Annotated in this window: 21 protein-coding genes; 7 read left to right on the plus strand and 14 right to left on the minus strand. The window is 70.7% G+C overall.

Features of this window, described 5'->3' with window-relative positions; all coding sequences use genetic code 11:
- Positions 1–17: 17 nt before the first annotated feature.
- The 4 genes from QM611_RS02445 to QM611_RS02460 form a co-directional block, all read right to left on the minus strand.
- Entirely contained in the window at positions 18–584 is a 567-nt protein-coding gene (locus QM611_RS02445) for a hypothetical protein (RefSeq protein WP_415078314.1), read from the minus strand.
- Positions 581–1,534, minus strand: coding sequence for a 16S rRNA (cytosine(1402)-N(4))-methyltransferase RsmH (gene rsmH, locus QM611_RS02450; RefSeq protein WP_415078315.1), 954 nt, complete (start codon positions 1,532–1,534; stop codon positions 581–583). Before rsmH ends, QM611_RS02445 begins: the two co-directional genes overlap by 4 nt.
- Before the next feature lie 108 nt (positions 1,535–1,642).
- On the minus strand, positions 1,643–2,074 hold the full coding sequence (gene mraZ, locus QM611_RS02455) for a division/cell wall cluster transcriptional repressor MraZ (protein WP_415078316.1): 432 nt from the start codon (positions 2,072–2,074) through the stop codon (positions 1,643–1,645).
- Between the two features lie 175 nt (positions 2,075–2,249).
- Positions 2,250–2,621, minus strand: a complete 372-nt coding sequence (locus QM611_RS02460; RefSeq protein WP_415078317.1) for a DUF3040 domain-containing protein — start codon at positions 2,619–2,621, stop codon at positions 2,250–2,252.
- A 69-nt stretch (positions 2,622–2,690) separates the two neighbouring features.
- Here QM611_RS02460 and QM611_RS02465 point away from each other — a divergent pair, with 69 nt between their 5' ends.
- Positions 2,691–3,785, plus strand: a complete 1,095-nt coding sequence (locus tag QM611_RS02465; protein ID WP_415078318.1) for a polyprenyl synthetase family protein — start codon at positions 2,691–2,693, stop codon at positions 3,783–3,785.
- A gap of 2 nt (positions 3,786–3,787) precedes the next feature.
- On the opposite strand, the gene QM611_RS02470 is transcribed toward QM611_RS02465, so the two are convergent.
- Complete coding sequence (locus QM611_RS02470) at positions 3,788–4,135, minus strand: Rv2175c family DNA-binding protein (protein WP_415078319.1); 348 nt, start codon at positions 4,133–4,135, stop codon at positions 3,788–3,790.
- 144 nt (positions 4,136–4,279) lie between these two features.
- On the opposite strand from QM611_RS02470, the gene QM611_RS02475 reads away from it, so the two are divergent.
- Positions 4,280–5,266 carry a LysM peptidoglycan-binding domain-containing protein gene (locus QM611_RS02475; RefSeq protein WP_415078320.1) on the plus strand — a complete coding sequence of 329 codons (987 nt, stop codon included), beginning with the start codon at positions 4,280–4,282 and terminating at the stop codon, positions 5,264–5,266.
- Positions 5,267–5,309: 43 nt separating this feature from the next.
- Positions 5,310–7,241, plus strand: a complete 1,932-nt coding sequence (gene pknB / locus QM611_RS02480; protein ID WP_415078321.1) for a Stk1 family PASTA domain-containing Ser/Thr kinase — start codon at positions 5,310–5,312, stop codon at positions 7,239–7,241.
- Between the two features lie 15 nt (positions 7,242–7,256).
- On the opposite strand, the gene QM611_RS02485 is transcribed toward pknB, so the two are convergent.
- A complete protein-coding gene (locus QM611_RS02485) occupies positions 7,257–8,594 on the minus strand; it encodes a class II 3-deoxy-7-phosphoheptulonate synthase (RefSeq protein WP_415078322.1) in 1,338 nt (445 codons plus the stop codon).
- Positions 8,595–8,603: 9 nt separating this feature from the next.
- A complete protein-coding gene (locus QM611_RS02490; protein ID WP_415078323.1) occupies positions 8,604–9,317 on the minus strand; it encodes a lysophospholipid acyltransferase family protein in 714 nt (237 codons plus the stop codon).
- Positions 9,318–9,415: 98 nt separating this feature from the next.
- Between QM611_RS02490 and QM611_RS02495 the strand changes: the two genes are divergently transcribed.
- Entirely contained in the window at positions 9,416–11,260 is a 1,845-nt protein-coding gene (locus QM611_RS02495) for an AMP-dependent synthetase/ligase (protein ID WP_415078324.1), read from the plus strand.
- 21 nt (positions 11,261–11,281) lie between these two features.
- On the opposite strand, the gene QM611_RS02500 is transcribed toward QM611_RS02495, so the two are convergent.
- From QM611_RS02500 to QM611_RS02510, 3 genes are all read right to left on the minus strand, one after another.
- A complete protein-coding gene (locus tag QM611_RS02500) occupies positions 11,282–11,773 on the minus strand; it encodes a peptide deformylase (protein WP_415078325.1) in 492 nt (163 codons plus the stop codon).
- Positions 11,773–13,173: a MinD/ParA family ATP-binding protein gene (locus tag QM611_RS02505; protein WP_415078334.1), complete on the minus strand. Its 1,401-nt coding sequence runs from the start codon at positions 13,171–13,173 to the stop codon at positions 11,773–11,775. The genes QM611_RS02500 and QM611_RS02505 overlap by 1 nt, the downstream gene beginning before the upstream one ends.
- A 168-nt stretch (positions 13,174–13,341) precedes the next feature.
- Positions 13,342–16,749, minus strand: a complete 3,408-nt coding sequence (locus QM611_RS02510) for a pyruvate carboxylase (RefSeq protein WP_415078326.1) — start codon at positions 16,747–16,749, stop codon at positions 13,342–13,344.
- A 57-nt stretch (positions 16,750–16,806) separates the two neighbouring features.
- On the opposite strand from QM611_RS02510, the gene QM611_RS02515 reads away from it, so the two are divergent.
- Positions 16,807–17,616, plus strand: coding sequence for a ParA family protein (locus QM611_RS02515; protein ID WP_415078327.1), 810 nt, complete (start codon positions 16,807–16,809; stop codon positions 17,614–17,616).
- 9 nt (positions 17,617–17,625) lie between these two features.
- Here QM611_RS02515 and QM611_RS02520 read toward each other — a convergent pair whose 3' ends face one another.
- From QM611_RS02520 to QM611_RS02530, 3 genes are all read right to left on the minus strand, one after another.
- On the minus strand, positions 17,626–18,171 hold the full coding sequence (locus QM611_RS02520) for a MerR family transcriptional regulator (RefSeq protein WP_415078328.1): 546 nt from the start codon (positions 18,169–18,171) through the stop codon (positions 17,626–17,628).
- Between the two features lie 106 nt (positions 18,172–18,277).
- Positions 18,278–18,973, minus strand: a complete 696-nt coding sequence (locus tag QM611_RS02525; RefSeq protein WP_415078329.1) for a MerR family transcriptional regulator — start codon at positions 18,971–18,973, stop codon at positions 18,278–18,280.
- On the minus strand, positions 18,973–19,437 hold the full coding sequence (locus QM611_RS02530) for an FHA domain-containing protein (protein ID WP_415078335.1): 465 nt from the start codon (positions 19,435–19,437) through the stop codon (positions 18,973–18,975). Before QM611_RS02530 ends, QM611_RS02525 begins: the two co-directional genes overlap by 1 nt.
- Positions 19,438–19,645: 208 nt before the next feature.
- Between QM611_RS02530 and QM611_RS02535 the strand changes: the two genes are divergently transcribed.
- On the plus strand, positions 19,646–19,993 hold the full coding sequence (locus QM611_RS02535; RefSeq protein ID WP_415078330.1) for a hypothetical protein: 348 nt from the start codon (positions 19,646–19,648) through the stop codon (positions 19,991–19,993).
- Positions 19,994–19,996: 3 nt separating this feature from the next.
- Here the strand turns inward: QM611_RS02535 and QM611_RS02540 are convergent, their stop codons facing one another.
- A complete protein-coding gene (locus tag QM611_RS02540; protein WP_415078331.1) occupies positions 19,997–20,407 on the minus strand; it encodes a hypothetical protein in 411 nt (136 codons plus the stop codon).
- 105 nt (positions 20,408–20,512) lie between these two features.
- Between QM611_RS02540 and lpdA the strand changes: the two genes are divergently transcribed.
- Complete coding sequence (gene lpdA / locus QM611_RS02545; protein ID WP_415078332.1) at positions 20,513–21,910, plus strand: dihydrolipoyl dehydrogenase; 1,398 nt, start codon at positions 20,513–20,515, stop codon at positions 21,908–21,910.
- Positions 21,911–22,123 lie beyond the last annotated feature (213 nt).

The following is a 22,123-nucleotide window of genomic DNA, read 5'->3' on the forward strand; positions in this document are numbered from 1 at the left end:
CTCGGCTCTCGGTGGTTCTAGCGCGTGTTCGGGGTCGGCAGCCCGTCGGTGATCGGTGGGGGCAGAGTATCCGCGGTCTCGGTCGCGGCCTCCTCAGGCGCGCCCGCGATCGTCGCATCCGGGTCGGTGATCAGCGGCGTGTCCTCGACGAGCGCGTTGGAGACCGCGCTCTTGCCCAGCGCGTTGACCGAGGACTGATACCCCGCCGCCTTCTTGCTGCCGATGATCTTCCCGTCGCTCAAGCGCAGGTAGGTGGGCGACTGGTTGATCACCATGCCGAGCGACGCCGCGTTCGCGGCGAGGTACTGCGGGGAGCTGAGGCCGGCGACCTGGTCGTAGAGCTCTTGTTTCTGCCACGTGAGCTCACGCTGTTGCGCGGTCAGCTCGCTCACGCGGAAGGATGCCTCGGTGGCGGCGATCGACAAGCCCATCTGCGCCGCGAGGATCGCGAGCGCGCCGGCCACCGCGATGACGGCGTACGCGAGCCGCGGACGACGGCGGCGTCCTTGCGCGGCCGGCCACAGATGCCTCGGCCGCTCCTGCCGAGCCGGCAGCGCGGCCAGCGCCTCGTTCGCAGCGCTCATGCCGCCTCCCGCAGTCGTTCGACGGCGCGCAGCCGGACGGGGGTGGCGCGCGGGTTGCGCGCGCGCTCGTCGTCGTCTGCCCGCTCCGCGCCCTTGACCAGCAGCCGGAATCGCGGGGCGAACTCCGGCAGCTCGACGGGCAGTCCGCGCGGCGCCGTGGACGCGGACGCCTGGGCGAAGGCGCGCTTGACCAGCCGGTCCTCAAGGGACTGGTATGAGAGCACGACCATGCGCCCTCCGACCACGAGCGCATCCAGCGCCGCGGGGATCGCTCGCTCCAACGCCCCGAGCTCCTCGTTGACCTCGATCCGCAGCGCCTGGAACACGCGCTTCGCGGGGTGTCCCGACCGCTGGACGGCGGCGGGGGTTGCCTCGACGATGATGCGCACGAGCTCGCCGGAGCGCTCGATGAGAGCCTCGGCGCGGGCACGCACGATGGCGCGCGCGTACCTGGCCGCAAGCCTCTCCTCGCCGTAGTGCTCGAACACGCGCCTCAGCTCGCCCTCGCTGGACTCGGCGAGCACGTCGGCGGCGGTGCGCCCCGCGGTCTGGTCCATCCGCATGTCCAGCGGGGCGTCCTTCGCGTAGGCGAATCCGCGCGGCGCCTCGTCGAGCTGCAGCGACGACACGCCGAGGTCGAACAGGACGCCGTCGGCTGCGGCGGCGCCCGCGGAGGCGAGGGCGGGCGCGAGGCCGTCGTACACCGTGTGCACGAGCGTCACGCGGTCGGCGAAGGGCGTGAGTCGTTCGCGCGCGATCCGCAGCGCGTCGGTGTCGCGGTCGAGGCCGATCAGGCGCAGGCCGGGGAAGCGGGTGAGGAAGGCCTCCGCGTGCCCGCCCATGCCCAGCGTGGCGTCCACGAGCACGGCGCCGTCGCGGGCGACCGCGGGCGCGAGCAGCTCGACGCAGCGCTCGAGCAAGACGGGGGTGTGGATGTCGCGGAGGCTCATGTCCTGTCGGCCGGGGTTTCGGGGCCCCTGGCTCCGATCCCCCTCCGCTCCGACCTGGCGCCGGGGAAGTGCGTCAGGGCGGGAGCGGCTGGAGATCGCAGCCGGAGGTCAGAACAGTCCCGGGTACACCTCCTCCTCAAGGTCGGCGAACGTGCTCTCGTGAGCGGCGGAGTACTCCGCCCAACGATCCGCGTTCCAGATCTCGGCGCGGCCGCCGATGCCCGCGACCACGAGCTCGCGCTCGAGCCCCGCGTACGAGCGCAGCGCCGGCGGAATCGTGACACGGTGCTGGCTGTCGGGCTTCTCGTCGCTGGCGGCGGCGAGGAACATGCGCAGGAAGTCGCGCGCCCGCTTGTCGCCCATCGGCGCCTCGCGCATCCGGTCGTGGATCCGTTCGAACTCGGCGGCGCTGAACACGTAGAGACAGCGCTCCTGGCCGCGCGTGATGACCACGCCGTCTTCGAGCTCACGACGGAACTTGGCGGGAAGGATCAACCGGCCCTTGTCGTCGAGCTTGGGGGTGTGGGTGCCCAGCAGCATCCGGGTCCTCCCCCTCGTCCGGCCGCGTTGAAGTCCCTCCAATCTACTCCATTTTCCTCCACTTAGCTATCAATTTCCTCCACAATTCTTCCCGTGGCCCGCTGCGTCCTCCTCTGCTGCGCACAAAAAAGCACCGGCCCACGGGGGCCGGTGCTCGGGGGAGGCGGGAAGCGGGTCAGCCGCCGTCGTGTCGGCGGTCCCAGCGGTCGTTCATGCGGTCCATGAATGACGACGAGTCCTTCGGGGCCGGGCGGGGCGTCTCCGCCGCGCGCGGCGCCGGGCCGGCGGCGGATCGCGTCGGGGTGATGGCCAGGACGACGCCGCCGACCATGAGGACGAAACCGGCGACGCCGAGGACGATGAGCTTGAGGGGCATGGCCAGCACGAGGGCGGCGATGCCGACCAGCAGGATGATCGAGCCGTAGACGATGTTGCGATAGCTGATCGTCCGCCCGTCGCGCGGCGCACTGACGACGTCTGCGTCGTTGTGCATGAGATGACGTTCCATCTCGTCGAGCAGACGCTGCTCCTGTTCGGAGAGTGGCATCCGGGTTCCCCTCTGGCTGTGGCCTGCGACTCGCATTCTACTCGTCGTCGTCATTACTAGGCTAGGCCCGTGACGGCTGCAACGCACCTGGTGGACGCGGTTTCCCAGCGACTCGATAGCTACGCGCGCGCCGTCCGCGCGGAGGTCGCCGGGCTCGGGCCGGACGCGGCGGGCTTCGTCGAGGCCGGCGTGCGGGCGCTCGCCGGCGGCAAGAGGCTGCGAGCGCGCTTCCTGCACACGGGGTGGCGGGCCGTGGCCGACGCCGGCGGCCGCGCGCAGCCCGTGCCGGACGCGGTGGTGACGGCCGCGGCGGCGCTCGAAGTGTTCCACGCGGCGGCCCTTGTCCACGACGACCTGATCGACAACTCCGACACGCGTCGCGGCCGGCCCGCGGCACACCGGTCGCTCGAGGCAGCCCATCGCGACGCGGGCTGGCTCGGCGACTCGGCGGCGTTCGGCCGCTCCGCGGCGGTTCTGCTCGGAGACCTGCTGCTGGGCTGGAGCGACGACCTCTTCGAAGAGGGGCTGGCCCTCGCGCCCGCCGAGCGCGCGGCAGCGGCCCGTGCTCTGTACGGGCGCATGCGCCGGGATGTCACCATCGGCCAGTTCCTCGACGTGGCGGAGGAGTCGGCGTGGGCGACCGCGCCCGACGATAGCCACGCGAAGCGGGCGCTGCGCGTGGCCCTCAGCAAGTCTGCCCGGTACAGCGTGCAGCAGCCGCTGCTGCTGGGCGCCGCGCTCGCGGGCGCCGACGAGGAGCAGCGTTCAGCGCTCGCCGCCTTCGGCGAGCCGCTCGGGCTCGCCTTCCAGCTGCGCGACGACGTGCTGGGCGTGTTCGGCGACGCCGCGGTGACGGGCAAGCCGGCCGGCGACGACCTGAGAGAGGGCAAGCGCACCGTGCTCATCGCGCTCACTCGGGAGGCATTGCCTGCGGGCGGGCGGCGCGTCATCGACGAGCTGCTCGGCGACCCCGCGCTGGATGACAGCCAGATCGCCACGCTGCAGCGCGCGATCGCAGATGCCGGCGCCCTCGACCGCGTCGAGGCCATGATCGCCGACTACGCCCGCCAGGCCGACCGCGCCCTGGTGGGCGCGCGCCTCGACAACGCTGCCGTGGGCGAGTTGCGCGACCTGGCGCGCGCCGCGACGGTGCGCGCCGCGTAGGGCTACGCGAGCGTCTGCGCCACGCGCCGGACCTCGCTCTTGCGCCCCTCGCGCAGCGCGTCGATGGGCGCCACGCCGATCGACTCGTCGGGCGCGAGCAGCCAGTCGATCGCCTCGTCGTCCGAGAAGCCGGCGTCGTGCAGCACGAAGACCGTTCCCCGCAGCGATGCGAGCGGCCTGCCGTCGACGATGAACGCGGCGGGCACACGGGGACCGCCGCCGTGGCGTCGCGACGCGATGAGGTGGCGCTCGTCGAGCAACCGCCGCACGCGTCCGAGCGGCTCGCCCAGCGCGTCCGAGACGTCGGGGAGGGTCAGCCATTGGTCGGAGGGAGGGATGTCGCCGGTCACGATGCCACTATGTCACCTCGGCGCGGCCCCTGGCCGCGTTCCACGGCGCTCTTCACTTGAGTAACACAAGTCACATATTTCACATTGGTTGACAGAAGTTTACTTTCGTGGCACGGTTTCAGGAGTCACGGAGAGGGGACGCTCTTGCGACACAGGGAACCGCGCCGGCCGGGGCGCGGCTGTGGCCTGCCCATTGCGATCGCGGGATCGCTGATCGTCACGCTGGGGCTCCCGACATCCGCCGCCGCCGAGTCCGTCGCGCATTCCGCGGCGCCCGCCATCCACCCGGGTTCCTCGTTCGCGCGGCCGGCGACGACAGTGGCCGCGAGCCGGGCCGCGACAGCGCACGTGGTCAAACCCGGCGACACGGTGAGCGGCATCGCCGAGCGCCACGGCGTCTCCACGCGCGCCGTGCTCTCGGCAAACGGCCTGTCGTGGTCGTCGATCATCTACCCCGGGCAGAAGCTGCGCATTCCCGGATCCGACGCGGCGCCGGCAGCTCGCGCCGCCCAGCCGACGGCGAAGGCGACAGCCCTCCACACGGTGCGCGCGGGAGACACGGTGTACGCGATCGCCGCCCAGCACGGCCTGTCCACCGAGGCCGTGCTCTCCGCCAACGCGCTCACGGCCTCCTCGATCATCTACCCCGGCCAGAAGCTCCGAATCCCCGCCGCGAGCTCGGCCGCCTCGACCAAGAGCACGGCCAGCGCGTCGGGAATCGTCGCGCTCGACGCCGAGCAGCGGCGCAACGCGAAACTCATCATCCGCGTCGGCCGGCAGCTCGGCGTGCCGAATCGCGGCATCGCCATCGCTCTCGGCGCCGCGATGCAGGAGTCGTCGCTGCGCAACCTCGACGGAGGCGATCGCGACTCGCTCGGCCTGTTCCAGCAACGGCCGAGCCAAGGCTGGGGCTCGTCGGCGCAGGTGCGCGACGCCGAACGGTCCACACGCGTGTTCTACGGGGGCCCGAACAACCCGAACGCGGGCCGCACACGCGGCCTGCTCGACATCCCGGGCTGGAAGGACATGTCGTTCGCGCAGGCGGCGCAGGCCGTGCAGATCTCCGCGTACCCCGATCGGTACGCGCGGTGGGAGGACGACGCCCACGCATGGTTGCGCGCGCACGGGTGAGCCGCTCCACCGGCTCCCAGCATCCCGAACCTAGACTCGACCCGTGAGCACCAGCCAGCAGGTCGATCCGATGATCGGCCGTCTTGTCGACGGCCGGTACCGGGTGCGCGCTCGCATCGCTCGCGGCGGGATGGCGACCGTCTACGTCGCGACGGACCTGCGGTTGGAACGGCGCGTCGCCCTGAAGGTGATGCACGGGCACCTCACCGACGACGCGGTGTACCAGAGCAAGTTCATCCAGGAGGCGCGCGCCGCCGCACGCCTGGCGGATCCGCACGTGGTCAACGTGTTCGACCAGGGGCAGGATGCGGACATGGCCTATCTGGTCATGGAGTACTTGCCCGGCATCACGCTGCGCGAGCTGCTGCGAGAGCAGCGCCGGCTCACCGTCGCCCAGACGGTGACGATCATGGACGCCACGCTGCAAGGCCTGGCCGCCGCGCACCGAGCCGGCATCGTGCATCGCGACGTCAAGCCGGAGAACATCCTGCTCGCCGAGGACGGGCGCATCAAGATCGGCGACTTCGGCCTCGCCCGCGCCACCACGGCGAACACCGCGAGCGGGGCCATGCTGCTGGGCACCATCGCCTACCTCGCGCCCGAGCTCGTCACCCGCGGCACCGCAGACGCCCGCAGCGACATCTACGCCCTCGGCATCATGCTCTACGAGATGCTGGCGGGCGAGCAGCCCTACAAGGGCGAGCAGCCGATGCAGATCGCGTACCAGCACGCGACGGAGTCGGTGCCCCGGCCGAGCGCCCGCAATCCCGGCGTTCCCGAAGCGCTCGACGAGCTCGTGCTGTGGGCGACCGAGAAGTCCCCCGACGAGCGGCCCGGCAACGCGCAGCAGATGCTCGACCGGCTGCGCGAGATCGAGCGCGACCTCGGCATCACGCCGGTTGTCACGGCGGCGACCTCGGGCCTCCCCCTCTCCGACGACAAGGCGAGCACGGCAGACCTGACGAAAGTGCTGCCCGCCGCGATCACCGCGCCCACGACGACGATCGACGATGTCGACAACGCCACGAAGCTGCGCCGCCGGGTCCGGAGCCGGCGCGCGAGCGGCGCCTGGCTGATGGTCATCGTGCTGCTGCTGGCCTCGCTCGCCGGAGTCGGCGGCTGGTGGTTCGGGTCCGGTCCCGGGTCGCTCGTCGCCGTGCCGGACGTGTCGAATCAGACGTTCGCGGACGCGCGGAAGCTGCTGGAGAAGAACGCGCTGCGCGCCGAGGAGCGCCGCGTGTACGACTTGGACGTGAAGGCGGGCCTCGCCGTGGGCACCGACCCCGTTGTGGGCACGCGCGTCGACAAGGACGAGCTGGTCACCGTGCTCGTCTCGGACGGCCCGCGGCCGATCACGATCGAGCGCCTCACCGGAATGACGGACAGCGAGGCGGCCGCCGCCGCCCAAGACCTGGGGCTCGTCGTCGACGACGAGCGCAGGCAGGTCTTCAGCTCGTCCGCCGAGAAAGACGTCGTGACCTCGGTCCGGCTCACACCGCGCGACGGCGAGGCGGTCAAGTGCAACAAGGGATGCGAGGCGCACGAGGGCGACACCGTGCGCTTCAGCGTCTCGGTCGGCGCGGTGCCGGATGTGCGCGGACTGACGGTGATCCTCGCGACCAGGACCCTGAACACCGTCAACCTGCAGGTCTCGCCCGACCAGCAAGAGGAGTACAGCGACGACGTGGATGCCGGGAAGGTGATCGGCCTCGTGCCCGTCGACGGCGCCCGTCGTCCCGGCCAGACCGTGCAGCTCATCGTCTCGAAGGGGCCGGAGCCCATCGTGGTCCCTGATGTCGTCGGGCAGACGGTGCACCAGGCTTACGACGCTCTCAAGTCGGCGGGGTTCACGCCGGTCACGTCGCTGGAGGGCAACCTGCTGTGGGACCTCTTCACGGTCCAGTCGCTCGAGCCGGGCGTGGGAACCTCGCAGCTGCCCGGCACCCAGATCAAGATCGTCTCCCTCGGCCAGTAGCCGGCCAGCAGCAGGTCAGCGCTTCTCGAGCTCCTCGGCGACGAGGAACGCCAGCTCCAGGCTCTGCATGTGGTTCAGGCGAGGGTCGCACAGGCTCTCGTAGCGGGTCGCCAGCGTCGCCTCGTCGATCATCTCCGAGCCGCCGAGGCACTCGGTGACGTCGTCGCCGGTGAGCTCGACGTGGATGCCGCCAGGGAACGTGCCCGCGGCGCGGTGCGCTTCGAAGAACCCGCGCACCTCGTCGACCACGTCGTCGAACCGCCGTGTCTTGTACCCGGTGGGGGTCGTGATGCCATTGCCGTGCATCGGATCGGTCACCCACAGCGGCGTCGCCCCGGCATCCCGCACCGCCTCCAGCAGCGGCGGCAGCGCGTCGCGGATCCGGTCCGCGCCCATCCGCGTGATGAACGTCAGCCTGCCGGGCTCGCGCTCGGGGTCGAGCTTGTCGATGAGCTCGAGCGCCGCGTCGGGCGATGTCGATGGCCCGAGCTTGACGCCGATGGGATTGCGGATGCGGGAGAAGTAGTCGACGTGCGCGCCGTCCAGCTCGCGAGTGCGCTCGCCGATCCACAGGAAGTGGGCCGACGTGTTGTACGGCGTGCCGGTGCGCGAGTCGATGCGCGTCATCGGCCGCTCGTAGTCCATCAGCAGGCCCTCGTGGCCGGTGTAGAACTCGACGCGGCGCAGCTCGTCGAAGTCGGCGCCGGCCGCCTCCATGAACTTGATCGCGCGATCGATCTCGGTGGCCAGTCGCTCGTAGCGCTGGTTCGCCGGGTTCTGCGCGAACCCCTTGTTCCACGAGTGCACCTCGCGGAGGTCGGCGAACCCGCCCTGCGTGAACGCGCGGATGAGGTTCAGCGTCGACGCCGCCGTGTGGTACCCGCTCAGCATTCGCCGCGGGTCCGCGCGACGCGAGCCCTCGGTGAAGTCGTAGCCGTTGACGATGTCGCCGCGGTACGCGGGCAGTGTGACGTCGCCACGGGTCTCGGTGTCGCTCGAGCGCGGCTTGGCGAACTGGCCCGCCATCCGCCCCATCTTCACGACCGGCATCGACGCGCCGTACGTCAGCACGATGGCCATTTGCAACACCGTCTTGATGCGGTTGCGGATCTGCTCGGCGGTCGCGCCCGCGAACGTCTCGGCGCAGTCGCCGCCCTGCAGCAGAAACGCCCGGCCAGACGCGGCCCGGCCCAGCCGCTCCCGCAGGTTGTCGACCTCGCCGGCGAAGACGAGCGGGGGCAGCGTCGCGAGCTCGGCGGAGACGGCGGCGACCTCGCCGGCGTCCGACCATGCGGGCTGCTGTTTGATGGGCAGCGAGCGCCACGCGTCGAGGGAGTCGATCTGCTGGAGCATCCCTTCAGTCTATCGGCGCGCGTGTGCTCGCTCGGCGCGCGCGACGGTCTGGAGGCGGTCCTTCACGGCGGAGGCGTACACGTCGTCGTACTCCTGCTCCCCCAGTCGTTGCAGCGCCACCATGATCTCGTCGGTGACCGAGCGCAGGATGTAGCGGTCGCCCTCCATGCCCCGGAATCGTGAGAAGTCCAGCGGCTCGCCGATCACGACGCCCACCCGCACGACGCGGGGCATCCGGTGTCCGATGGGCATCATCGTGTCGGTGTCGACCATCACGACCGGCACCACCGGGACGTGCGCCTCCAGCGCCATCCGGGCGATGCCGGTGCGGCCCCGGTACAGCTTGCCGTCCGGGCTGCGCGTGCCTTCGGGGTAGATGCCGAGCAGGTCGCCGCGGCCGAGGACTTGCAGCCCGGTGTTGAGGGATGCCTCCGAGGCGCGCCCGCCGGAGCGGTCGATCGGCAGCTGGCCGGTCGCCGTGAAGAACACCCGCGTCGCCCATCCCTTGAGCCCCGCGCCGGTGAAGTAGTCGCTCTTGGCGAGGAAGGTCACGGGCCGGTCGATCATGAGCGGCAGGAAGATCGAGTCGACGAACGACAGGTGGTTGCTGGCGAGGATGGCGGCGCCGTCGGCGGGCACGTTGGCCCGGCCGACGATCCACGGCCGGAAGATCGCCTTGACCCACGGCCCGATCACGACGTGCTTCATCAGCCAGTAGAACATCGGGGCACCCGTTCTGCGCCGTCCGGTCGGCAACGCGAAGAATTATAGACTTGCCGGGGACCGACACCGCGCCATCCGGTACCGAAGGAGCTGCCGAAATGACCGACAGATCGACCAGAGTCCAGTTCGAGGTGCCAGCGGTGGTTCCCGCGGATCCCGAAGCCAATGTCGCCGACCTGCTGGCGGAGCGCGTCAAGGCCACCCCGGACCGCGCGCTGTTCGCGGTGCCGGAGGGCGATGGATGGCGCGATGTCACCGCCGCGGAGTTCGAGAAGCAGGTCATCGCCCTCGCCAAGGGGTTCGCGGCCGCCGGCGTCGATCCCGGCGACAAGGTCGGCTTCATCGCCAAGACCACCTACCAGTGGACGCTCGTGGACTTCGCCTTGTTCTACGCCGGGGCCGTGATGGTGCCGGTGTACGAGACGAGCTCGCCTTCGCAGATCCAGTGGAGCCTCTCCGACTCGGGAGCGACCGCGTGCATCGTGGAGTCGCCCGACCATGCCGCGCGGCTGGACGAGACGCGCGCCGACCTCCCCCTCATCCGCTCGGTGTGGGCGATGCACCTCGGCGACCTCGACAAGCTCGTCGAGCAGGGCAAAGACGTCGACGACGCCGAGATCGACCGTCGCCGCTCGTTGGCGAAGGGCTCCGACGTCGCGACGATCATCTACACCTCCGGCTCGACCGGCCGCCCCAAGGGGTGTGTGCTCACGCACAGCAACTTCGTCGAGCTGACGCGCAACTCGGCCAAGGCGTTGCACGACGTCGTCGAGTCGCCAGGCGCGTCGACACTGCTGTTCATCACGACGGCGCACGTGTTCGCCCGGTTCATTTCGATCCTCGACGTGCACGCAGGTGTGAAGACGGGCCACCAGCCCGACACCACGCAGCTGCTGCCGGCACTGGCCTCGTTCCAGCCGACGTTCCTGCTCGCCGTGCCGCGCGTGTTCGAGAAGGTCTACAACTCCGCCGAGCAGAAGGCGGAATCGGGCGGCAAGGGCAAGATCTTCCGCGCCGCCGCCCACACCGCGATCGAGCACTCCAAGCTCGAGGCCGCGGGCGAGAAGATCCCGATCGGCGCGAGGCTGAAGTTCGCCCTGTTCGACAGGCTCGTGTACTCGAAACTGCGCACCGCGATGGGCGGCAAAGTCGTCTACGCCGTGTCGGGATCGGCCCCGCTGGGCGAGCGGCTCGGGCACTTCTTCCACAGTCTCGGCATCGTCATCCTCGAGGGCTACGGGCTCACCGAGACCACCGCCCCGGTCAGCGTCAACCTGGCGACGAAGGCGAAGATCGGCACGGTGGGCCCGCCGCTGCCGGGCGTCGGCGTGCGCCTCGGCGACGACGGCGAAATCGAGGTGCGCGGCATCAACGTGTTCAGGGAGTACTGGCACAACCCCGAGGCCACGGCGGAGGCGTTCGACGGCGACTGGTTCAAAACCGGCGACCTGGGCTCGTTCGACGATGCGGGATTCCTCACGATCACCGGCCGCAAGAAGGAGATCATCGTCACCGCCGGCGGCAAGAACGTCGCCCCCGCGGTGCTGGAAGACCCGATCCGCGCCAACCCGATCGTCGGGCAGGTGGTGGTCGTGGGCGACCAGAAGCCGTTCATCGGCGCCCTGGTCACCCTCGACCCCGAGATGCTGCCCACGTGGCTCGGCAACAACGGCCTGCCCGCCGACATGCCGCTCACCGACGCCGCTGCCGACGAGGCGGTGCGCGCCGAGGTGCAGCACGCCATCGACCAGGCGAACAAGCGCGTCTCGCGCGCGGAGTCGATCCGCAAGTTCGTCATCCTGCCGACGGAGTGGACGGAGGCGAGCGGGCACCTCACCCCGAAGCTCAGCATCAAGCGCGCCGCGATCCTGGCCGACTTCGCCGCCGACGTCGAAGCCCTCTACGCGGTCCCGACGGCGACCACCACGACCCCCCTCGGCTGAGACTCACCGTTTCCTCGGGGGTCAGAACCAGGCAGACTCGCGGATCTCGCGCATCGCGACGCGGCGGTCTTCGGGGGTCAGACGGTCGAGGTAGAGCTTTCCGTCGAGGTGGTCGGTCTCGTGCTGCAGCGCCTGGGCGATTAAGCCCTCGCCTTCGAGCACGACCGGGTTGCCGTCGAGGTCGACGCCCTCGACGCGCGCCCACGGGTGGCGCAGCGCATCGTGCCACAGGCCGGGCACCGAGAGGCATCCCTCCCCCACTGGCTCCGCCTCGCCGCGCACCTCGACCAGCACCGGGTTGAGGATGTAGCCGATGTCGCCGTCGATGTTGTAGCTGAACGCGCGCACGCCGACGCCGATCTGCGGCGCGGCGACGCCGGCCCGGCCGGGCGGCTCCACAGTGTCGAGCAGGTCGCGGACGAGAGCGCGCACGCCGTCGTCGACCAAGCCGACGGGGGCGCACGGCGCCCGCAGCACAGGATCGCCGAACAGGCGGATGGGTCGGATGGCCATCAGACGGTGCGCGCCGGGGATCGCAGGCCCTCGACCACGATCGCCGCCAGCGCCCGGGCCGCGGCTCGGGTCGCGGGCGAAAGCTCGCGGTAGCTGATCGCGCTGCCCGCCGCGATCATCGGGTCGTACGGGAGCCGGACGACCGCGCGCACGCGCGAGGCGAAGTGCGTCTCCAGCTCGTCGGCGCGCACGACGGGTGTGCCAGGGCGGGCCTGGTTCAGCACGACGACCGTGTCGCGGACGGCGTCGGAGTACCCGTTCGCCTCGAGCCACGTGAGGGTCTCGCTCGCCAATCGGGCCTCGTCGACGCTGAGACCTGCCACGACGACGAGCTGGTCGGACAGGTCGAGCGTCGCGCCCATGACGGAGTGCACGACGCCGGTGCCCGTGTCGGTCAGCACGATCGAGTAGTAGTGGGCGGCGATGGCCGCCACTTCGCGGTAGTCGTCGTCGTTGAACGCTTCCGAGACCCGCGGGTCGGAGTCGGAGGCGAGGATGTCGAGCCGCGTCTCGTCGCGCGCGACCACCTGCGAGATGTCGTTGTAGCCGGCCACGCTGCCACTGGCACGCACGAGGTCTCGCACCGTCTTGCCGCTGGGCCGCGCGATCCGCTCGGCCAGCGTGCCGCGGTCGGGGTTGGCGTCGACGGCGATCACGCGGTCTTCGCGGGCGTCGGCCAGCGCCATGCCGAGCAACGCCGTCACCGTGGTCTTGCCGACGCCGCCTTTGCGCGACATCACCGCCACGAACCGCGCGCCGCCGGGAAGCGGCGCGGCGATGCGCTGGTCCAGCGCCTTGCGCTCGCGGGCGGGCCGGCTGTCGCCGAGGTTGATGCGCCTGCCCGAGATCGCGTACACGAACTGCGGCCACGCCCCCTCCGGCTCGGGCCGCACGACCTGGTGCGGGTCGAGCAGGCGGTCGGCGGTGAGCAGATCGGATGTCTCGCGCCCCGAGTCGCCGAGCTCGCCGAGCCGCTTCGAGGCGAGCGCCACCTCGTGGCGCGTGCGGACCCGCTCGACCTGGTGGGCGTCCGCGCGCAGCGCGGGAGCGGCCGCTGCGGGCCGTGCCGGCGCAGGCGGCGTGGGCGAGGCCGTGGTCAGGGGCGGCGTGGGCTCAGGCTCGGGCTCATGCTCGGGCTCAGGCTCCGGCTCGGGCTCGGGTTCGGGCTCCGGCTCAGGCTCAGCGGCCTCCTCCTCCGGCTCGATCTCCGGCTCCGGCTCCGCCTCAACGTCCGCATCCTCCTCGGGCTCGAGCTCCGCCTCCACTTCGGGCGCCGTCTCGTGCGGGGTGTGCACCGAGATCGAGTCCGTGTCGAGATCGAGCACGAGATCGGCGATGCGCACCTCGTCGTCGACGACATCGTCCTCGTAGAGGTCATCGTCGTCTGACAAGGCGGGCATCGACACATCCAGGTGGGCCGTGCGGCCGATGATCCCGATGCCCGCGGTGTCGACGTTGCCGGTGTCGGCGAGGATGCCGTGCTCGTTCTCGTCGTCCGGCTCGTGGCCGTATCGGTCGGGTGCCACGCTGCTACTCCAGGTCTGGCGAGGGTGTAATGCCTGTCCAGGCTAGTGCGAGGGGCGGACCACAACCAAAAGGTCGCCCGCCTCCACCTGCTGCGAGCCGGTCATCGCGAGTCGCTCGACCACGCCCGCCACCGGCGACGTGATCGCCGCCTCCATCTTCATCGCCTCGATCGACGCGAGCGGCTCGCCGGCGGACACCTCCTGCCCGGCCGTGGCCTTGACCGTGACCACGCCCGCGAACGGCGCCGCCACCTGTCCGGGCACCGTGGTGTCCGCCTTCTCGGCGGAGCGCGTCTCGACCTCGATGCTGCGATCGCGCACGTACACCGGCCGCAACTGCCCATTGAGGGTGGTCATGACCGTGCGCAGGCCCTTCTCGTCCGCTTCGCCGATCGCCTCCAGCCCCACGTACAGCTGCACGCCGGGAGCGATCTCGGCGACGTGCTCCTCCCCGGGCTTGAGCCCGTAGAAGTAGTCCGGCGTGCCCAGCGTCGACAGGTCGCCGTATGTCTCGCGGGTGTGCTCGAACTGGCTCGCCGGCCCGGGGAACAGCAGCCGGTTCAGCGCCCGGCGGCGCGTCGCAGCATCCCCCGCCAGCCCCTCCTTCTCGGCGTCCGTGAGCGGCGGGATGTCGATGGAGACGTGCCTGCCCGCCAGCACCTTGCTGCGGAACGGCTCCGGCCATCCCCCCGGCAGGTCGCCCAGCTCGCCCGCCATGAACCCGACGACGGAGTCGGGGATGTCGTAGCTGCCCGGCGACTGCTCGAAGTCGGCCGGGTCGGCCTTGGCCGCGACCAGGGCGAGCGCCAGGTCGCCGACGACCTTGGACGACGGAGTCACCTTCGGGATGCGGCCGAGGATGCGGTCGGCGGCGGCGTACATGTCCTCGATGAGCTCGAAGTCGTCGGCCAGGCCGAGGGCGATCGCCTGCTGGCGGAGGTTCGAGAGCTGCCCGCCGGGAATCTCGTGGTGGTAGACGCGGCCGGTGGGGCCCGGCAGCCCCGATTCGAACGGCCGGTACAAGTGGCGCACCGCCTCCCAGTACGGCTCGAGGTCGCTCACCGCCTGCAGGCTGATGCCGGTGTCGCGCTCGGTGTGGGCGAGTGCCGCCACCAGCGCCGACAACGACGGCTGGCTCGTGGTGCCCGACAGCGGGGCCGCCGCCGCGTCCACCGCGTCGACTCCGGCTGCGCTGGCGGCCAGCAGGGTGGCCAACTGGCCGCCCGCCGTGTCGTGCGTGTGCAGGTGGACAGGCAGGTCGAACCGCTCGCGCAGCGCCCTCACGAGCGTGGCGGCCGCCGCGGGACGGATGAGCCCCGCCATGTCCTTGATGGCGAGAATGTGGGCGCCGGATTCGACGATCTGCTCGGCGAGGCGCAGGTAGTAGTCGAGGGTGTAGAGGCGCTCGGCGGGATCGAGCAGGTCGGCCGTGTAGCAGAGGGCGACCTCGGCGACGGCGGTTCCCGTCTCCCGCACCGCCGAGATGGCCGGCCGCATCTGCGACACGTCGTTGAGCGCGTCGAAGATGCGGAAGATGTCGACACCGGTGGCCGTGGCCTCGCGGACGAACGCGTCGGTGACCTCGACCGGACGCGGCGTGTACCCCACCGTGTTGCGGCCGCGCAGCAGCATCTGGATCGGGATGTTCGGGATGGCCTCGCGAACGGCCGCGAGTCGCTCCCACGGGTCTTCCGCCAGGAAGCGCAGCGCGACATCGTAGGTCGCGCCGCCCCATGCCTCCACCGACAGCAGCTCGGGCGTCATGCGCGCCACGTGCGGCCCCACGCGCACGAGGTCTCGGGTGCGCACGCGCGTCGCGAGCAGCGACTGGTGCGCGTCGCGGAAGGTCGTCTCCGTCACCGCGAGCGGGGTCTGCGCGCGCAGCGCGCGGGCGAACCCGGCGGGGCCGAGCTCGCGCAGCCGCTCCACAGCGCCGGCGGGCGCGGGGGCGAGCAGGTCGATCTCGGGCAGCTTGCTGCCGGGCGACACCGACAGCGGCTTCTCGCCGTGCGGCCGGTTCACGGTAACGTCGGCGAGCCAGGCAAGGAGCTTGGTCGCGCGATCGCGCGAGGTGTGGCTGGTGAGCAGCTGCGGCCGTTCGTCGATGAACGACGTGCTGACCTCCCCCGCCGCGAACGCCGGGTCATCCAGCACGGCGCGCAGGAACGGGATGTTGGTGGAGACGCCGCGGATGCGGAACTCGGCGAGGGCGCGCTTGGCGCGTGCGACCGCGGCCGGGAAGTCGCGGCCCCGGCACGTGAGCTTGGCGAGCATCGAGTCGAAGTGCGGGCTGATCTGCGAGCCCGCCGCGGTGGTGCCGCCGTCCAGGCGGATGCCCGCTCCGCCGGGCGAGCGATAGGTCGTGATGCGTCCCGTGTCGGGGCGGAAGCCCTGCGCGGGGTCTTCCGTGGTGATGCGGCACTGCAGCGCCGCGCCCCGGATCGTGATGCTCTCCTGGTCGAGGCCGAGATCGCGCAGGGTCTCGCCCGCGGCGATGCGCATTTGGGACTGGACGAGATCGACGTCGGTCACCTCCTCGGTGACCGTGTGCTCGACCTGGATGCGCGGGTTCATCTCGATGAACACATGCTCGCCGGCGCGCTCCCCGGCCGTGTCGACGAGGAACTCGACCGTTCCCGCGTTCTGGTAGCCGATCGATTGCGCGAACGCGATCGCGTCGCGGTGGATGCGGCGGCGCAGCTCGTCGTCGAGGTTCGGAGCGGGGGCGATCTCGATCACCTTCTGGTGGCGCCGCTGCACGGAGCAGTCGCGCTCGAACAGGTGCACCGTGTGCCCGGTGGCGTCCGCCAGGATCTGCACCTCGATGTGCCGAGGGCGCACGACCGCCTGCTCGAGGAACACGCGCGGGTCGCCGAACGCGGCCCCGGCCTCGCGCATCGCCTCGGCGACCGCCGGCGGCAGCTCGGCGGCGGCGGCGACCCGCCGCATCCCTCGCCCTCCGCCTCCGGCGACGGCCTTCACGAAGAGGGGGAAGCCGATCTCGGCGGACTGGGCCACGAGCGCGTCGACGTCGTCGGACGCGTCGGTCGACCTGAGCACAGGAACGCCGGCCGCGATGGCGTGCTCTTTCGCGGTCACCTTGTTGCCCGCCATGGCCAGCACCCGCGCAGAGGGCCCGATGAAGGCGATTCCGTGCTCGGCGGCGCGGGAGGCCAGCTCGGGGTTCTCGGACAGGAACCCGTAGCCCGGGTAGATCGCGTCGGCGCCCGCCTTCAGCGCGACGCGGATGATCTCTTCGACGTCGAGGTAGGCGCGAACGGGGTGTCCGAGCTCGCCGATCTCGTACGCCTCGTCGGCTTTCTGGCGGTGCAGCGAGCCGCGGTCCTCATGCGGGTAGACGGCCACGGTGCGGGCGCCGAGCTCATACGCGGCACGGCACGCGCGGATCGCGATCTCGCCGCGGTTGGCCACGAGGATCTTCTGGAACATGTCGACCTCCGCGAGGCTTTTCCTGACTCAGCCTAGGGGACGGTAACGTATCTGTTTGTGCACGTACTCAGCGTCAGTTCGCTCAAGGGCGGTGTCGGCAAGACGACAGTCACTCTCGGCCTCGCGTCGGCGGCCTTCGCGCGCGGAGTCCGCACGCTCGTGGTCGATCTCGACCCGCAGTCCGACGTGTCGACGGGGATGGACATCCAGGTCGCAGGGCGGTTGAACGTTGCCGACGTGCTCGCCAACCCGAAGGAGAAGGTGGTCCGCCAGGCGATCACCTCCAGCGGGTGGGCGAAGGTGCATCCCGGCACGATCGACGTCATGATCGGCAGCCCGTCGGCGATCAACTTCGACGGCCCCCACCCGAGCGTGCGCGATGTCTGGAAACTCGAAGAGGCGCTCGCGACGATCGAGGCCGACTACGACCTCGTGCTCATCGACTGCGCTCCGTCGCTGAACGCCCTGACGCGCACCGCGTGGGCGGCCAGCGACCGCGTGATCGTGGTCACCGAGCCCGGCCTGTTCTCGGTCGCCGCTGCCGACCGCGCCCTGCGCGCGATCGAGGAGATCCGGCGCGGGCTCTCCCCCCGTCTGCAGCCTCTGGGCATCGTCGTGAACCGGGTGCGCCCGCAGTCGATCGAGCACCAGTTCCGCATCAAAGAGCTGCGCGACATGTTCGGCCCGCTCGTGCTCGCGCCGCAGCTGCCCGAGCGCACGTCGCTGCAGCAGGCGCAGGGCGCGGCCAAGCCGCTGCACATCTGGCCGGGCGACTCCGCTCAGGAGCTCGCGGCCGACTTCGACGCGCTCCTGGACCGCGTCATGCGCACAGGGCGCATCCCGGTGCCCGGCGAAGCCTCGAGGTAGGTCCGACGGCTACGCCGTGCGGGCGGCGCGGCGAGCGGCAAGCTCGTCGACGGCCTCCGGCGCGTGCGCCTCGAAGTCCACGAGCTCGGACTCGACCTCGCGCAGCACTTTGCCGACGGCGATGCCGAACACGCCTTGGCCTCGGCTCACGAGGTCGATGACCTCGTCGTTCGACGTGCACAAGTACACCGACGCGCCGTCGCTCATCAGCGTTGTGCCGGCGAGGTCGCGGATGCCGGCGGCGCGCAACTGGTCGACCGCGGTGCGGATCTGCTGCAGCGAAATGCCGGTGTCGAGCAGTCGCTTGACGAGTTTGAGGACCAGGATGTCGCGGAAGCCGTACAGCCGCTGCGATCCCGAGCCGCGTGCCCCGCGCACGGTCGGCTCGACGAGCTCGGTGCGCGCCCAATAGTCCAGCTGGCGGTAGGTGATGCCCGCCGCGCGGGCTGCGACCGCACCGCGATAGCCCACTTCGTCGTCCATCTGCGGCAGACCGTCCGTGAAGAGGAGGTCGGTCGCAAACGGCCGTTCGCCGGCGTGTTCGCCCACGGACATCCGGTCCTCCTCTTGCCTCGGGTGTGTTCCACGCTAGATCAGCGAGGGGTCGCGGGCAACGACATCCGCGCGAACGCGTCGGCGTGTCGCGAAGCCGCCCCTGCCGTCACTCCAGCACGCGGCCCAGCGCCGCCTTCACGAAAGCGGCGCGCACGTCGTCCAGCCGGCGCGCCAGTTCCGGCGCCAGTTCGCTCGCTTTGGCGCGCGACGCGGCGTCTGATCGCCGCAACAACGCCGACAGCGCCGACTCGATCAACGTCACCTCGCGCTCGGCGCTCTGCTTCAGCGCGCGCAGATGGCGCGGCTCGATGCCGTGCCGGTCGAGGGCGACCATCGCGCGCAACAGCGTCACCGCGTTCTCGCCGTAGGCCTCGGCAGGAGCCAGCATTCCCGTGCTGATCGCGTCGTTCAGCAACTGCGGCGCGGCCCCTGCGGCCGACAGCAGCTCCTCCCGGCGGTAGCGGCGCGGTGTGGCGACGATGGATGTCGGAAGGCTCGCCGCGCCGGGCGCCGCCGGGTCGCGGCCGGCGTCGAGGTCGGCGAGGTACTCGCGGATCACGCTGTGCGGCAGGAAGTGGTCGCGCTGCAGCGTGAGCGCGAGCCGCAGGCGCTCGAGATCGGCCTGAGAGAACGTGCGGTAGCCGGACTCCGTGCGCGACGGGGTCACGATTCCCTGCACCTCGAGGAAGCGGAGCTTGGACGCGGACAGCCCGGGGAAATCGGGCGACAGCCGGGCGAGCACCTGCCCGATACTGAGAAGACCCGCGGACGAGGAGCGCTCGCGGGCTGACGCGCCGGCCATCAGCCGGCTGCCTGCGGCAGGTCGGCGGGCGACGAGAAGAAGTTGAGGCGGAACTTCCCGATGCGCACTTCGCCGCCGTTGGCGAGCGCGCCGCGGTCGACGCGCTCGCCGTTGACATACGTGCCGTTCAGCGAGCGCTGGTCGATGATCTCGAAGGAGCGCCCCTCGCGGGTGATCTCCGCGTGCCGGCGCGACACGGTGACGTCGTCGAAGAAGATGTCGGCTTCGGGATGCCGGCCGACGGTCGTGACATCCGTGTCCAGGAGGTAGCGCGCGCCAGCGGTCGGGCCGGAGCGCACGATCAACAGCGCGGCGCCCGCGGGAAGCGCCTCGATGGCTTCGAGCTCGATGTCGCTCAGCTCGCTGCCGAACGGCACGAAGGAGAGATCGGAGTCGTGGCCGAACGTCTGTGTCGTGTCGTGCGTGCCCTCACGGCCCGGTGTTCCCTCCGGCACGCGACGGATTCCGCCGGAATCGAGCCCGCGGTGTTCGGCTTCTGACACGCTCGTCCTCCTCTCGGTCCAGACTAGCTGATCGCGACGACCCCAAAAGCTCGGGATCGGCGCCTCGACGACGGGGCCCCGCCAATGTTTCGCCGTGTGTCGCGGAGCCAGCAGGGCCCGCCCCGACGCTCCTAATCTGAACGTGCAGTCCTCGGCGAAAGGAGCCGTCGTGTCGAGTCAAGCCGGTCGCATCCCGCCCCTCGACGTGCGCGAGGTGACAGCGTGCATGTGCGCGCACGGCGACGAGTGCACGAGCTTCGCCCCCGGGCACGCGCTGCACCTGATCCAGTCCCGGCTCGCCTCGGCGACGCCGAGCGACTGGCGCGACGCGATCGTCGAGCACGTCGACGAGGAAACCGGCATCGTGGTCGTTCACGCGCTCGACGACGGCGACACGGTCACGCTGTGGAACCGCGCGGGCGCGGCGGGCGCGACAGCGCCCGGCGACCCCGTCGCGCTGCACGCGCGCTACAGCGTGCTGGCGGCGGGCCGCCAGTGGTTCAACGTGCGCCGGTAGCGGTCACGCCATCGCGCTCTTCATCTGCATGCAGGCGTCCATGCACGCGCGGCACGCCTGAGCGCACATCGCGCAGACCTCGCTCATGCTCGAGTGCGCCATGCACTCGTCCATGCACGCGCGGCACATCGCCGCGCACGCATCGAGCATCGCCATCATGCTGGCCATGTCCATGCCCATGGGCCGCATCATGGCGCGCATCATCGTGTTGCACATGTCCGCGCAGTTCATGCTCATCGCGGCGCACGACATCATCATTCCGTCGTCCATGCTCTGAGCCGAGCACACCGTGCACGCCTGCTCGCAGGCCGAGCAGGCGTCCATACAGGCCTGCATCATCGCCATGTCCATGCTCTCCATGCCGGCCATCGGCATCATGCCCTTGGACATCATCCCCATCATCATCGCGTCCATTCCGCTCCTCGCTCTCTGGCCCTGTTGGGCGCGTTGTCGTCATGGTACGTCCACGTCGCGCCGCCCGACAGCCCCCGTAGCGAACACCGCAGATATGCTGAGGCCATGCCTCACTACGACGTCGTCATCCTCGGCGCGGGCCCCGGCGGGTACGTCGCCGCAGTCCGCAGCGCTCAGCTCGGCCTCTCCGTCGCGATCATCGAAGAGAAGTACTGGGGCGGCGTCTGCCTCAACGTCGGGTGCATCCCGTCGAAGGCGTTGCTCAAGAACGCCGATCTCGCGCACACCTTCACGCACAAAGCCGACCTGTTCGGCATCTCCGGCGATGCGCACTTCGATTTCGGGGCGGCGTGGGACCGCAGCCGCCGCGTCGCGGAGACGCACGTCAAAGGCATCCACTTCCTCATGAAGAAGAACAAGGTGACCGAGTACGAGGGCCGCGGATCGTTCACCGGCCCCCACGCCATCACCGTCGCCAAGGCGGACGGCACGACGGAGGAGGTGACGTTCGACCACGCGATCATCGCCACCGGGTCGAAGGTGCGCCTGCTGCCGGGCGTGCAGCTCAGCGGCAACGTCGTGACCTTCGAAGAGCAGATCCTCACTCGCGAGCGGCCGGGCTCGATCGTCATTGTCGGCGCGGGCGCCATCGGCATGGAGTTCGCCTACGTGCTGGCCAACTACGGCACGAAGGTCACGATCGTCGAGTTCCTCGACCGCGCCCTCCCCAACGAGGACGCCGACGTCTCGAAGGAGATCGAGCGCCAGTACAAGAAGCTCGGCGTCGACATCCTCACCTCGACGAAGGTCGACTCGGTCACCGACCACGGCAGCCACGTGACGGTTGCCCACACGGGCAAAGACGGGGCCCCCGGCTCCATCGACGCCGACAGGGTGCTGATGTCGATCGGCTTCGCCCCGAACACCGAAGGATTCGGCCTCGACGCGACGGGCGTGAAGCTCACCGAGCGCGGAGCCATCGAGATCGACGACGTCATGCGCACGTCGGTCCCGCACATCTACGCGATCGGCGACGTCACCGCAAAGCTGCAGCTGGCGCACGTCGCGGAGGCGCAGGCCGTGGTCGCCGCCGAGACCATCGGGAAGGCCGAGACGATGGCGCTCGGCGACTACCGGATGATGCCGCGTGCGACGTTCTGCAACCCGCAGGTGGCCTCGTTCGGGCTCACCGAGCAGCAGGCTCGCGACGCCGGCTACGACGTGAAGGTCGCGAAGTTCCCCTTCTCGGCCAACGGCAAGGCCAATGGCCTCGGCGAGCCCGTCGGTTTCGTCAAGCTGATCGCCGACGGCGAGCACCTCGAGCTGCTCGGCGGCCACCTCATCGGACCGGATGTCTCGGAGCTCCTCCCCGAGCTCACCCTCGCGCAGAAGTGGGACCTCACCGCACTGGAGGCCGCCCGCAACGTGCACACGCACCCGACGCTGTCGGAGGCCGTGCAGGAGGCCTTCCACGGCCTCGCGGGCCACATGATCAACATGTGACCGGCCCGATTCGAGCCTTCTTTCGAGCGAGGCGCCCGGAGTAGTCTGGGCTCCCTGAGCTGGCGCCGCCCCATCCCGAAGCCGGGGGCGGCGTCAGCGTGAGTGCCTCAGGCGCCCAGCGCGCGGGCCAGTTTCGACTCGGATGACGCGGGGCCGCCGCCTGCGGCGGCCACCGCGGCCGCCGCAGCCGCGAGCAGCGCCGCCCGTCCGGCA

This window comes from Microbacterium sp. (genome assembly GCF_047606685.1).
Lineage (GTDB): Bacteria > Actinomycetota > Actinomycetes > Actinomycetales > Microbacteriaceae > Microbacterium.